This window comes from Kribbella jiaozuonensis, from assembly GCF_005233875.1.
GTDB lineage: Bacteria > Actinomycetota > Actinomycetes > Propionibacteriales > Kribbellaceae > Kribbella > Kribbella jiaozuonensis.
In genome coordinates this window covers 609,410-621,879 of sequence record NZ_SZPZ01000002.1, presented here as the reverse complement: position 1 = coordinate 621,879, position 12,470 = coordinate 609,410, and the positions used below count along the sequence as shown (strand labels likewise).

Sequence of the window (12,470 nt, the reverse complement as noted above, 5' to 3'; positions counted from 1 at the left end):
GTTGCGCATTCGTTCCTCCCAGGTCGTGACTTTCGTCAACCTGGAGGACGCCCGAGCGTGCGGATCGCTGTAGGTTCACGTCATCCGAATCCTCGCCGTACCGGCGCTGTCACCGGGCGTGGTCGCGGCGTTCGTCCACTAGGCTCGTTGGTATGGACTCCCGCCTGCCGTTGCTCACTGTCGACACGGTGATCTTTCCCGGGCTGGTGCTCCCGATTCCGGTGACCGACGTCCAGGGCCGCGCGGTGGTCCGCGACCTGGTCGAGAACGGCGGCGAGCTGGTGTGCGGGGCACTCGCCGTACGGGACGGCTACGAGCTGGGAGAGCGGGTCTTCAGGTCGCTGTACGGGACGGGCTGCGCGGCGACGATCTCCGAGATCACGCTCGACGCGGACGACGACGGCCCGGTCGAGGTGACGCTGACCGGCAACCGGCGGTTCAAGGTCTCGGAGCTCGACGGCACCGGTGACTACCTGGTCGCGGACGTCGAGTGGCTCGACGACGACCTCGGCGACGACCCGCTGGGTACGGCGATGGTCGCGGTCAAGCGTTTCCGGAAGTACGCCGAGGCCGTCAGCGAGATCAGCCGCCCCGGCCTGCACCTGGGCGAACTGCCCGACGACCCGAGCACGCTGTCCTATCTGATGTCGGCGGCGATGAAACTCATGACCCCCGACCGCCAGAAACTCCTCGAGGCCACCGACGTCACCACCCGCCTGGCCCAACTCGTCGGCCTCATCGACAACGAACTGGCCGCCATCACCGCGCTGCCCTCCCTCCCCGCCTTCGACCTGATCAGCTGGTCCACGCTCTCCCCCAACTGACATTTCGAACGTCGTCCAACTGAGGGCGACGGGCCCCGTGCGTCCCTAGACTCCGGTCGAGGTATGCCTAGGGGAGGAGTCGGGCGATGTACGTGTTGATCACGGGTGGGACCAACGGGATCGGGTTGGCCGGCGCTCGGGGGCTGGCGGCGCAGGGGGCCCGGGTCGGGTTGGTGGCCAGGGATCGGGGGAAGGCCGAGCGGGTTGCGGGGGAACTCGGCGGGGCGGATGTGTTCGAGGCGGATCTGACGTCGCAGGCGTCGATCCGGGAGATGGTGCGGGACGTCCGGGGGCGGGCGCCGGCGATCGACGTACTGGTGAACAACGCCGGCGCGATGTTCACCAGCCACCAGGTGTCGGCCGACGGGATCGAGCTGACGTGGGCGTTGAACGTGGTCGCGCCGTACCTGATCACCACTCTGCTCGTTGGTCACCTCTCTCCCTGGGCGCGGGTGATCGGGACCGCCTCGGACGAGCACGAGCGGGCGAAGCAGATCGACTTCGACGACCTCAACGGCGAGCGGTACTTCTCGTCGTCCGCCAAACTCACCGGCGGCTCGATGCGGCGGTACGGCGAGACCAAGCTCGCGCTGATCCTGCTCAGCTCGGAACTGGCGAAGCGGGTGCCGATGATCCGCACCTACACGTTCGAGCCCGGGCTGGTCGCGACCGGGTTCAACCTGAACAACGGGCGCCTGATGAAGCTGATGATGGCGATGACCAAACCGTTCGCCCGTACCCCGGAGCAGGGCGCCGAGACGCTCGTCTGGCTAGCCATCTCGCCGGACGTGGCCGACGAGACTGGCCTGTACTACTCCCGCGAACGCCGTACCGACCCGTCCGCCGCCGCCCAGGACACCGCGGCCGCCGCGCGACTGTGGGAGACGCTGGAGCGGCAGACGACGCTACCGAAATGAATCCCATAGCGGTATGGTCGTGGTATGAGCAAACAGATCACGGTCAGGCTGCCGGACGATCTGGTCGATTTCATGGACGAGCTCGTCGCCACCGACAAGGCGACGAGCCGGGCGTCCGTGGTCGCCCGGGCGATGGAACGTGAGCGCCGCCGCGAGCTGGCAGCCCGCGACCTTGCCATCCTGAGCGAGCACGGCGGGTACGACGACCTCGACGGCCTCGCCACCGCGGCCTCCGGCACCGTCCTCAGCGACCTCGACTGATGCGTGCCCTCCACATCGCCCGGCTCGACAAACCGCGGCCGGTGGTGGTGCTGACCCGCGAGCTGATCCGCCCGCGCCTCACCAACGTGACGGTCGCGCCGATCACGAGCACGATCCGCGGCCTGTCGACCGAAGTACTGGTCGGCCCGGACAACGGTCTCGATCACCCGAGCGCGATCTCCTGCGACAACATCCAGACGATCCCGAAGGCCCAGCTCGGCCGCCTGATCGGCCATCTGCACCCCGACCAGGAGCCGCTCCTGGCCGAGGCGATCAACCTGGCGTTCGATCTGGAGCTCTGACCGCGGCCTCCTCGCAGAGGAAGTCCGCGAAGCCGGCCGTCAGGTCCAGCCCGGTCAGACCTTGGACGAAGAGGAACTGGCCCTGGGGATTCAGCTCGAGCCAGACCGGCCGGCCGTCGGGGTCGAGTTTGAGGTCGACCACGCCCATCCGCAGCTCCAGCAACTCCAGCACGCGCGTCAACGCCCCCTGCACGAGCGGATCCAGCGCGACCGGTTCGATCGGTACGTCGAGATTCCGCCGCCAGTCGAGATCCGGCGAATCGATCGCGACGGCGTACGACGTCGTACCGCAGCACAACACCCGCAGGTGCCGGGTCCCGGGCACGAACTCCTGGAAGATCGTCGGGCAGAGCCGCAGCGCATCGTCGTCGGCCAGATGCTCGGGCGCCACCGGCAGCGTGTAGAGCTGACTGCTCGGCGTGCCACGCACCGCCTTCAGAATGACCTGACCGTCGAGCATCGAGCAGAACCGGCGGATCTCGTCCGGATCCTGGCTGACCACGTCCGCGGTACGACGAACCCGGCATCCGTTGCCGCGCGCAACTGGATCAGCTTGTTCTCGGCCCGCCGGGTCGCGTCCGGGTGGCTGACCCATCGCCCGTCGAACTCGTTGCGCAGGGCACCCATCAGCGTGCTCGCACAGCTCGCGTCGACGACCTCGCGGTGCGCGGGCTCGGACAGCTCGCGGCCGGCCCGTTGCGGGTGGTTCCAGCGCCGGAACCAGATCGCGTCGCAGCCGGCCAGATCGAGCCGGCCGCCGTCCCGCGTCGGCACCGACGTACCGAAGCCGGGGTCGGTCGACCAGCTCAGCCCGCCAGGACGATCCGCCATCGTGTCCACCTCGACGACCTCGCACAGCGCGCCGCGGTTGCGACGGAGATGTGCCTGGATCACCAGGGCGTGCAGGTCATCGGTGAACGTCAGTACCGCGATCGACGGCCGGGGCATCTATTCGGCCAGGTAGTCGCAGTCGTCCATACAGTCGTTCGGCAGCGTCGCGGACAGGCACTCCGATCCACCGCCGTTGCGCGCGAACTCCACCGGGAGCCCGACGTCGTCGCGGACACGCTGCTCCCACTCCTGCAGCTTGTCCGTCGGCACCAGGTCGAACCGCGTCGGCTGGTACATGAAGACCACCGGCGCTTTGCTGTTCCCTGCTTCAGCCATGGTCGCCGCCCTCACTCGTGCCAGTCGGAGTCGTCGGCGCAGATCTGGCCGTTGCCGCAGTTCGACCACGACGCGGAGCGCAGCAGCACTTCGCGTTCGAACCCGTACGTGTTCAGGCCGAAGCCCTCCTGGACACTGCGTTCCCACTCCGACAGTCGCTCCGGCGTCACCTGCTCGAAGTTCGTCGGCTGGAACATGAACACCGCCGGCTTACGCCCCTCGTCGAGCGCAGCACGGAATCGTTCCTCCCGCTCGTCCCCCATGACCCCTCCCCAGGTCAGGCATCCCCTGCCGCCAAGCTACGCCTGGACGCGGCACGGTGACAATGCGTGGGATCAGCCGAGCTTGGAGACGTCCCGTACGGCGCCCTTGTCCGCGCTGGTGGCCATCGCGGCGTACGCCCGGAGCGCGGCGGAGACCTTGCGCTCGCGGTTCTTCGGCGCGTAGACCCCGCCGAGCGCTTCCCGGCGCGCGGTCAGTTCGGCCTCGTCGACCAGCAGTTCGATCGAGCGGCCGGGGATGTCGATGCGGATCTGGTCGCCGTCCTGGACCAGGGCGATCGTGCCGCCGGATGCCGCTTCGGGTGAAGCGTGCCCGATCGAGAGTCCCGACGTACCGCCGGAGAAGCGGCCGTCGGTGACCAGTGCGCAGACCTTGCCCAGACCGCGGCCCTTGAGGAACGACGTCGGGTACAGCATCTCCTGCATACCCGGCCCGCCCTTCGGACCTTCGTACCGGATCACGACGACGTCACCCGGCTGCACCTGCTTGGCCAGGATCTTCTCGACGGCCTCTTCCTGCGACTCGCACACCACCGCAGGTCCCTGGAACGTCCAGATCGACTCGTCCACACCGGCCGTCTTCACGACGCAACCGTCGACGGCCAGGTTGCCCTTCAGTACGGCGAGACCGCCGTCCTTCGAGTACGCGTGCTCGAAGTCGCGGATGCATCCGCCGGCCGCGTCGGTGTCGAGCGTCTCCCACCGCTCGGACTGCGAGAACGCCGTCGCCGAACGCTTGCAGCCCGGCGCCGCGTGCCACAGCTCGACGGCCTCCGGCGACGGCGAACCGCCGCGCAGGTCCCACGTCTTCAGCCACTCGTCGATCGAGTCGCTGTGCACGGTGTGGATGTTCTCGTTCAGCAGGCCGGCCCGGTGGAGCTCGCCCAGGATGGCGGGGATGCCGCCGGCGCGATGGACGTCCTCCATGTAGTACGTGCCTTGAGGCGCCACGTTCGGTGCGACCTTGGCCAGGCACGGGACCCGGCGCGAGACCGCGTTGATGTCGTCCAGGTCGAAGCCGACCTCGGCCTCCTGCGCGGCCGCGAGCAGGTGCAGGATCGTGTTCGTCGACCCGCCCATCGCGATGTCCAGCGCCATCGCGTTCCCGAAGGCTTCCTTGGTCGCGATGTTCCGCGGCAGCACGGTCGCGTCGTCGTTGTCGTAGTACCGCTTGGTGATCTGTACGACGGTTTCGCCGGCCTTCTCGTACAGCGCGCGGCGGGCGGTGTGGGTCGCGAGCACCGAACCGTTGCCCGGCAGCGAGAGGCCGATCGCCTCGGTCAGGCAGTTCATCGAGTTCGCGGTGAACATGCCCGAACACGAACCGCAGGTCGGGCAGGCGTTCTCCTCGATCCGCAGGATGTCGGCGTCGGAGACGTTCTCGTTGACGGCCTCGGACATCGCGTCGATCAGGTCGAGCTTGCGGACCGTCCCGTCGACCAGCGTGGCCCGGCCGGCCTCCATCGGGCCGCCGGAGACGAACACGGTCGGGATGTTCAGCCGGAGCGCGGCGTTCAGCATGCCGGGGGTGATCTTGTCGCAGTTCGAGATGCAGACCAGCGCGTCCGCGCAGTGCGCCTCGACCATGTACTCGACCGAGTCGGCGATCAGGTCCCGGGAGGGCAGGCTGTAGAGCATGCCGCCGTGGCCCATCGCGATCCCGTCGTCGACGGCGATCGTGTTGAACTCGCGGGCGATGCCGCCGGCCGCGTGGATCGCCTCGGAGACGATCCGGCCGACCGGGGCGAGGTGGGTGTGGCCGGGGACGAACTCGGTGAAGCTGTTCGCGACCGCGATGATCGGCTTGCCGAAGTCCTCGCGGGCTACCCCGGAGGCCTGCATGAGCGCGCGGGCGCCCGCCATGTTGCGGCCGTGGGTGACGGTACGGGACCTCAAAGCGGGCACGACAGGTTCTCCTCTACGTCCGGACGACTATCCGATGGTGCCACGCCCGTCCGGATGGCGGTACGCGGGTCCCGGATTCTGGAGGGGCTGATTCTGTCCGAGGCTGGATCTAGCCTGTGGTCATGGCAGGGATGGAGCACCACACGCGGCCGGTGCACGCTGCCCTGCGCCCGTATGTCGGCGACCTCGTCGGCTACGCGTCGTACGGGTATCCGATGGAGCTGCACCGCGGCCTGCCGTCACGGTTCATGACGCTGGTCATCACGCTGGACGAGGCGCTCGGCGTCGCGTGGCCGGGCCACCCGGTCGACAAGTACGACGCCCTCGCCGGTGGGCTGCATTCCACCGCGGTGCATATCGGCCAGACCGACAGCCGGGCCGGCGTACAGATCTCGCTCACTCCCCCGGCGGCCCGCGAGCTCCTCGGACTGCCGCCGGGCCAGCTCGCCTCGATCGTGGTCGGCCTCGACGAGGTGCTCGGTCGGTCGGCTCGCGAGCTGACCGAGCAGCTGCGCGAAGAGCCGAGCTGGGACAAGCGGTTCGACCTGATCGAGAGCTTGCTGCTGCAGCAACTCGGCCAGAGCAACGCGGGCACAGCCCAGCCTGAGGTCAGCTGGGCCTGGCAGCGACTCTGCGCGTCCCGCGGATCGCTCGGCATCCAGGACCTGGCGACCGAGGTCGGCTGGAGCCGACGCCATCTCACCGACCGCTTCACGCGGGAGCTCGGCCTGGCGCCCAAGGTCGCCGCTCGCGTACTGCGTTTCGAGCGCGTCACCGGGCACCTGCGTCAGCACCCGACGACGCGACTGGCTGACTTGTCCGCCGCGGCCGGGTATGCCGATCAAGCGCATCTGACCCGTGAGTTCCAGGCGATCGCGGGTTGCTCGCCACGGCAATGGATGACCGAGGAACTCCCAAACCTTCAAGACTTCACCCCTGCCGGGGCGCGAGTCTCGAAGGTATGAACACTGTGACTGAGAAGAATGTGATCGGCGTCTGGCCCGGGCTGCACTACCGGGACGGGCAAGCAGCGCTGAAGTTCCTCACCGAAGGCCTCGGCTTCACCGTGGTCGCGTCGTACCAAGGCGCCGTCGAAGGTTCGATCGCCCACGCGGAGCTGTCCTGGCCGACCGGCGGCGGAATCATGCTGGGCTCGGCCGACGCGAAGGCCGAGCCGGACGAGTTCACCGCGCTGACGGACCAGCGCCAGTCGGTCTATCTCGTGCACGACGATCCCGACAGCCTGATCGGCCGTGCGATCGGCGCGGGCGCGGTCGTCGTCCGCGGTCTCGAGGACACGGATTACGGATCGCGCGGGTTCACCGTGCGCGATTTCGAGGGCAATCTGTGGAGCGTCGGCACGTATGCGGGTGAGATCCCGAAGTAATCCACAGGCTGCGGCGATCGAGTCGGCATCTGTCGGTCGATCTCATTAGACTCGCCGAGGTGAGCGAGACAACCGCACTGCCTGACTCCGAAGCCCTGCAGACCCTCCGCCGGGTCTTCGGGTACGACGCCTTTCGCGGTCAGCAGGCCGAGATCATCGACACCGTGGTCGCGGGCGGCGACGCGCTGGTGCTGATGCCGACCGGTGGCGGCAAGTCGCTGTGCTACCAGATCCCTGCGCTGGTCCGGTCCGGCGTCGGCGTGGTGATCTCGCCGCTGATCGCGCTGATGCAGGACCAGGTCGACGCGCTCACCGCGCTCGGCGTCCGGGCCGGATTCCTCAACTCCACGCAGGATTTCGACCAGCGGCGCGAGGTCGAGCAGGCGTTCCTGGCCGGCGAGCTCGACCTGCTGTATCTCGCGCCCGAGCGGTTGCGAGTCGAGTCGACCGTGCGACTGCTCGACCAGGGCAAGATCTCGCTGTTCGCGATCGACGAGGCGCACTGTGTGTCCCAGTGGGGGCACGACTTCCGGCCCGACTACCTGATGCTGTCCGAGTTGCACGAGCGCTGGCCCGACGTACCTCGGATCGCGTTGACAGCGACTGCGACCGAGGCGACGCACAAGGAGATCGCGACCCGGCTGAACCTGTCCGAGGCCAAGCATTTCGTCGCGAGCTTCGACCGGCCGAACATCCAGTACCGGATCGTTCCGAAGGACAACCCACAGCGGCAGTTGCTCGACCTGCTCCGCACCGAGCACGCCGGCGACGCGGGCATCGTGTACTGCCTGTCCCGCAACAGCGTCGAGAAGACCGCGGCCTTCCTGACGCAGAACGGGATCGAGGCCGTGCCGTACCACGCCGGCCTCGACAGCCGGACGCGCGCGGACAACCAGTCGCGGTTCCTCCGGGAGGACGGGCTGGTCGTGGTCGCGACGATCGCGTTCGGGATGGGGATCGACAAGCCGGACGTCCGGTTCGTCGCGCATCTCGATCTGCCGAAGTCGGTCGAGGGCTACTACCAGGAGACCGGTCGCGCCGGGCGGGACGGTCTGCCGTCGACAGCCTGGCTCGCCTACGGTCTGCAGGACGTCGTCCAGCAGCGGAAGATGATCGACACGTCCGAGGGTGATCTCGCGCATCGCCGCCGGCTCGGTTCGCACCTCGACGCGATGCTCGCATTGTGCGAGACCGTGCAGTGCCGGCGGTCGCAACTGCTTGCGTACTTCGGACAGCACGGCGACTCGTGCGGGAACTGCGACACGTGCCTGACGCCGCCCGAGTCGTGGGACGGGACGATCGCGGCGCAGAAGCTGTTGTCGACGGTGTACCGGCTGCAGCACGAGCGCGGGCAGAAGTTCGGCGCCGGGCAGCTGGTCGACATCCTGCTCGGCAAGGAGACCGACAAGGTCAAGCAGTTCCGGCATCACGAGCTGACCGTGTTCGGGATCGGCACCGAGTTGAAGGACACCGAGTGGCGTGGCGTGGTCCGGCAGTTGCTGGCGCTGCGGTTGCTGGCGGTCGAAGGTGACTACGGCACGCTCGTCCTGACCGAAGAAAGCGCTGAGGTGCTCGGTCGGCGGCGTGAGGTGATGATGCGGCGGGAGCCCGAGCGGGTCCGGTCCTCGAGCAGGTCGTCGGGCGGGAAGAAGGCGGCGGTCGACCTGCCACCGGAGGCGGCGCCGGTCTTCGAGCGGTTGCGCGCGTGGCGGGGCGCGGTGGCGAAGGAGCAGGGCGTTCCGGCGTACGTCATCTTTCACGACGCGACGCTGCGGCAGATCGCGACCGACCTGCCGACGTCGCTGGCCGAGCTGGGCAGGATCAGCGGCGTCGGCGAGAACAAGCTGGCCAAGTACGGCGACGGCGTACTGGAGGCACTGGCCGCGGATTGATGTCGAAACCGGCCGGGGTTCTTCGACGCGAAGGCAGAGGATGGTGCGGATCAGCCGCGCCATCGAGCCGAGGGAGAGCGCTCATGTCTTCAGCTGTGTTGTTGATGTCGATGTCCGCCGACGGCTACATCGCGGGTCCGAACGACGGGATCGGTAACCCGGGCGGCGACGAGTTCATGCGGCTGCACCAGTGGTACCTGAACGAGGACGGCGACGTCGGCCGGCCCGCGGGTGAGGCCGCAGTGATCTGGGACGAACTGCAGGCGACCGGCGCGGTCGTGGTCGGCCGCCGTACGGGCGAGCAGGTCGACTTCTACGGCGGCGACCACCACGGCGTACCGATCTTCGTCGTCACCAGCGACCTGACCGCGACTTCGCCGTACGAGAAGGTGACGTTCGTGAGCGACGTCGAGACTGCGATCGCGCAGGCGAAGGCAGCAGCCGGTGACAAGGATGTGCTGGTTCACGGCGCGGTCACCGCGCAGAAGGCGCTGGCGGCCGGCGTACTCGACGAGCTGCAGATCGACCAGGTCCCGGTGCTCTTCGGCGGCGGGATGCGGCTCTTCGACGTACTGCCTGAGCGGATCGAGCTGGAGATCGCGCGCGTGATCGACACCCCGCAGGCAACCCACATCCGCTACCGGGTGCGTCGCTGACGATCAGCTGAGCAACGGCTCGAGCGCCTTCGTCAGCTCGGCCATCGGCACACCGATGTTCCGGCCGCCGTCGGCGAGGATCAGCGCGACCGACACCCGCTTCTCCGGGATCACGACCAGCAGGCTGGAGTGGTCAGGTCCGTCGCCAACGTGCCCGTACGCCGTACCGAGGCCGAACTGTCGCGCCATCAGCATCGTGCCGAGGCCGTAGTCGGTGCCCTTGGTCAGCTCGCCGGTCGGGCCGGGCGGCAGCACGCGTCCGCCGTACAGTTGGTAACCCCAACGAGCGACGGTCGGCGCATCGGCGGCCAGCCCGCCGTACGGCGCGGTGGCGCTCGCGAAGGCACGGCACGGGACGTAGCCGTCGGGTTCACCGCACGAGTCGTTGTCGTCACCGACCACCGGTGGCTGCGGCTTCTCCCCGTCCTGGAAGGCCGCGTGCTGCAGACCGGCGGGCGCGACCAGATCGCGCCGCAGCGCAGCAGCGAACGGACCGCCGGTCACCTTCTCGATCAGCATCGCGAGCAGCGCGTAGCTCGGATTGCTGAAGCTGGGCGAACCGCCCGGCGACTTGACCGCCGTCGTGAAGTAGTTCAGCGACTCGTCGATCGTCCAGTGCCTGCTCGGTGCGGCGGCGACCGCGTCGGCCAGCTCGCCGTAGTCGGCCGACTGGAAGTCCTGCACACCTGCCGTCATCGACAGGTGCTGACGAACGGTCGCATTGTTCGCGGTCAGCTTGTGCTGCACGTAGGTCGACAGCGGCGCCTCGAGATCGAGCTTCTTCGCTTGGGCGAGTAGCAGTATCTCGGCGGCGACGAAGGTCTTCGTGATGCTCTCGACCGGGATGCTGGTGTTCGGCCGCAACGGCGTACCGCGGATGTCCGCTCCGGCCGCGCCCGACCACACCCAGTTGTCGGTGACCACGGCCGCGGTCACACCTCGCGAGCCGGACGGGCTGTCCGGGACGGCGACGACCTTCGCGAGGACGTCCTGCAAGGACCTGGCCTTCGCCGGTTCGAGGGTTGCCGTGCCGGGCGCCGGCAGCGTCGCGGGCGCGCCCGGCTGAGCTGTTGGCCTGTCTCCCCCACCAGAACATCCCATCAGCGCAAGCACCAGGAGGGCGGCTGCGCTCCACCGCATCCTTCGATCGTGCCACCGATTCGATCCGGTGGCACTGCCCTATCGGGCAGCGTTCCAGTCGACGGTCCCGGCCAGCGCGGCGAACTCCTGGATCAGCCGCGAACGCCGGGTGGAGACCCACGCGAGACAGACGCTGTTGTGGGCAAGGTCGGTGACGGGGACGGCGACAACATCGGGGCGACGGTAGAACGTCGCCACGGACAGCGGGATGATCGAGATGCCGCGGCCGGTGGCGACGTGTTCGAGTTTTTCTTCGACGCTGCGCATTGCGGGGATCGGCTTGGCGGTGCGGGTGCGGAGTTCGAGGGCGATGTCGCGCCATTCGGGTACGGCGTCCGGGTCCTGGAGCAGGTGCTCGTCGGCGAGGTCGGTGATGTCGATGACGGGCTTGCCTGCGAGGCGGTGGTCGGAGGGGAGCATCGCGACGCGTGGCTCCTCGAACAGCGGGCGAACGGTCAGCCCGGCCTGGTCGATCGGCAACCGGACGATGCTGACGTCGACCCGGCCGTCGTGCAGTACGTCGACCTGGTCGTTCCAGGTGGTCCGGATCAGCTCGACGTCGATGTCGGGGTGGCTCGCGCCGAACGCGCGGACTGCTTCGGTCACGGTGAGACCCGGCATGAAGCCGATCGTGAACGTCTTCGAGCCGCGTGCCGCTTGGGCCACTCGTCGACGTGTCGCATCCGCCGCGGAGAGAAGCGGGCGTGCGTCGTCGAGGAGTTGCCGCCCGGCCGGGGTCAGCTCGGTGGCGCGCTTGGTGCGGACGAAGAGTTGCGCCCTGAGCTCGTCCTCGAGCGCCCGGATCTGCCGGGACAGCACCGGCTGCGCGATGTGCAACCGCTCCGCCGCCCGGCCGAAATGCAGTTCCTCGGCGACGGCCACGAAGTACCGGAGCTTGCGGAGATCGAGATCCATAATACCTTCAGAGTATTACAGCGACCGGAACAGGTCTTGGACGGCGGCTGCCCGCCGACCGCATCGTGGAAGGGAATCCCCCACCACGAAAGGTCTTCCCATGTCCTTGCAGAACCAACGCGTCGTCATCCTCGGCGGTACGTCGGGAATCGGCCTGGCCACCGCTCAACTGGCCGCGGCGCAAGGCGCGACCGTGATCGTTGCCTCCAGCAACCCTGAATCGGTGAAGCGTGCCCTGGAGTCCCTGCCCGACTCGGCTTCGGGTGAGGCAGTCGACCTCACCGACTCCGCGGCGGTGACGGAGTTCTTCGCGGGCCTCGACCCGTTCGACCACCTCGTCTACACGGCCGGTGAGTCGCTTGCCCTGCTCGAGGTCGTGTCGATGGACCTCGCCCGGGCTCGCAAGGCGTTCGAGCTTCGCTACTTCGGCGCCCTCGGTGCGGTCAGCGCCGCCGCGTCCAAGATCCGCCCTGGCGGCTCCGTCGTACTCACGACCGGCGCCGCCGGCGACCGTCCCGGTCCGGGCTGGTCGGTGGCGGCCAGCATCTGCGGAGCGGTCGACTCACTGGTCCGCGCACTCGCTGTGGAGCTGGCCCCGCTGCGCGTCAACGCGGTCAAGCCCGGCGTGGTCCGCTCGCCGCTGTGGTCGAACATGTCCGTCGAGGACCAGCAGACGCTGTACGACGAGACGTCGCGACTGATCCCGGTCGGCCGGGTCGGTGAGGTTACGGACATCGCGTCGGCGTACGTCTACCTGATGAACCAGGGGTACGCGACCGGCTCGATCGTGTCGGTCGACGGCGGCCATGTGCTGGTGTGAGGC

The 12,470-nt window shown here is 68.4% G+C and carries 16 protein-coding genes; 9 read left to right on the top strand and 7 right to left on the bottom strand.

The window, feature by feature from the left end:
• Positions 1-152 precede the first annotated feature (152 nt).
• The 4 genes from FDA38_RS14540 to FDA38_RS14525 all read left to right on the top strand — a co-directional run bounded on the left by FDA38_RS14540 (position 153) and on the right by FDA38_RS14525 (position 2,304).
• The gene (locus FDA38_RS14540) at positions 153-824 is read left to right on the top strand and encodes an LON peptidase substrate-binding domain-containing protein (RefSeq protein WP_134098356.1); all 672 of its coding nucleotides are present in this window, start codon (positions 153-155) and stop codon (positions 822-824) included.
• Between the two features lie 86 nt (positions 825-910).
• Positions 911-1,741, top strand: coding sequence for an SDR family NAD(P)-dependent oxidoreductase (locus tag FDA38_RS14535; RefSeq protein WP_137254564.1), 831 nt, complete (start codon positions 911-913; stop codon positions 1,739-1,741).
• Between the two features lie 24 nt (positions 1,742-1,765).
• Positions 1,766-2,002: a ribbon-helix-helix domain-containing protein gene (locus tag FDA38_RS14530; protein WP_130446636.1), complete on the top strand. Its 237-nt coding sequence runs from the start codon at positions 1,766-1,768 to the stop codon at positions 2,000-2,002.
• The gene (locus FDA38_RS14525) at positions 2,002-2,304 is read left to right on the top strand and encodes a type II toxin-antitoxin system PemK/MazF family toxin (RefSeq protein WP_130446637.1); all 303 of its coding nucleotides are present in this window, start codon (positions 2,002-2,004) and stop codon (positions 2,302-2,304) included. Before FDA38_RS14530 ends, FDA38_RS14525 begins: the two co-directional genes overlap by 1 nt.
• Here FDA38_RS14525 and FDA38_RS14520 read toward each other — a convergent pair.
• The 5 genes from FDA38_RS14520 to ilvD all read right to left on the bottom strand — a co-directional run bounded on the left by FDA38_RS14520 (position 2,276) and on the right by ilvD (position 5,657).
• A complete protein-coding gene (locus tag FDA38_RS14520) occupies positions 2,276-2,806 on the bottom strand; it encodes an ATP-grasp domain-containing protein (RefSeq protein ID WP_137254563.1) in 531 nt (176 codons plus the stop codon). The genes FDA38_RS14525 and FDA38_RS14520 overlap by 29 nt on opposite strands.
• The gene (locus tag FDA38_RS14515; protein ID WP_137254562.1) at positions 2,740-3,252 is read right to left on the bottom strand and encodes an ATP-grasp domain-containing protein; all 513 of its coding nucleotides are present in this window, start codon (positions 3,250-3,252) and stop codon (positions 2,740-2,742) included. The genes FDA38_RS14520 and FDA38_RS14515 overlap by 67 nt, the downstream gene beginning before the upstream one ends.
• Positions 3,253-3,471 (bottom strand): hypothetical protein, encoded by a 219-nt coding sequence (locus FDA38_RS14510; protein WP_137254561.1) that lies wholly within the window; start codon positions 3,469-3,471, stop codon positions 3,253-3,255.
• 11 nt (positions 3,472-3,482) lie between these two features.
• Positions 3,483-3,734 (bottom strand): hypothetical protein, encoded by a 252-nt coding sequence (locus tag FDA38_RS14505; protein WP_137254560.1) that lies wholly within the window; start codon positions 3,732-3,734, stop codon positions 3,483-3,485.
• Between the two features lie 72 nt (positions 3,735-3,806).
• The gene (ilvD, locus tag FDA38_RS14500; protein ID WP_137254559.1) at positions 3,807-5,657 is read right to left on the bottom strand and encodes a dihydroxy-acid dehydratase; all 1,851 of its coding nucleotides are present in this window, start codon (positions 5,655-5,657) and stop codon (positions 3,807-3,809) included.
• 122 nt (positions 5,658-5,779) lie between these two features.
• Here ilvD and FDA38_RS14495 point away from each other — a divergent pair, with 122 nt between their 5' ends.
• The 4 genes from FDA38_RS14495 to FDA38_RS14480 all read left to right on the top strand — a co-directional run bounded on the left by FDA38_RS14495 (position 5,780) and on the right by FDA38_RS14480 (position 9,592).
• Entirely contained in the window at positions 5,780-6,622 is an 843-nt protein-coding gene (locus tag FDA38_RS14495; RefSeq protein ID WP_137254558.1) for an AraC family transcriptional regulator, read from the top strand.
• The gene (locus tag FDA38_RS14490) at positions 6,619-7,044 is read left to right on the top strand and encodes a VOC family protein (RefSeq protein ID WP_137254557.1); all 426 of its coding nucleotides are present in this window, start codon (positions 6,619-6,621) and stop codon (positions 7,042-7,044) included. The genes FDA38_RS14495 and FDA38_RS14490 overlap by 4 nt, the downstream gene beginning before the upstream one ends.
• A 59-nt stretch (positions 7,045-7,103) precedes the next feature.
• Positions 7,104-8,936: a DNA helicase RecQ gene (gene recQ, locus FDA38_RS14485; RefSeq protein ID WP_137254556.1), complete on the top strand. Its 1,833-nt coding sequence runs from the start codon at positions 7,104-7,106 to the stop codon at positions 8,934-8,936.
• Positions 8,937-9,019: 83 nt separating this feature from the next.
• On the top strand, positions 9,020-9,592 hold the full coding sequence (locus FDA38_RS14480) for a dihydrofolate reductase family protein (protein WP_137254555.1): 573 nt from the start codon (positions 9,020-9,022) through the stop codon (positions 9,590-9,592).
• 3 nt (positions 9,593-9,595) lie between these two features.
• Here the strand turns inward: FDA38_RS14480 and FDA38_RS14475 are convergent, their stop codons facing one another.
• Complete coding sequence (locus FDA38_RS14475) at positions 9,596-10,732, bottom strand: serine hydrolase domain-containing protein (RefSeq protein WP_137254554.1); 1,137 nt, start codon at positions 10,730-10,732, stop codon at positions 9,596-9,598.
• 39 nt (positions 10,733-10,771) lie between these two features.
• Entirely contained in the window at positions 10,772-11,647 is an 876-nt protein-coding gene (locus FDA38_RS14470) for a LysR family transcriptional regulator (protein ID WP_137254553.1), read from the bottom strand.
• A 100-nt stretch (positions 11,648-11,747) separates the two neighbouring features.
• On the opposite strand from FDA38_RS14470, the gene FDA38_RS14465 reads away from it, so the two are divergent.
• Positions 11,748-12,467, top strand: a complete 720-nt coding sequence (locus FDA38_RS14465; protein WP_137254552.1) for an SDR family oxidoreductase — start codon at positions 11,748-11,750, stop codon at positions 12,465-12,467.
• The last annotated feature ends 3 nt before the right edge of the window (positions 12,468-12,470 follow it).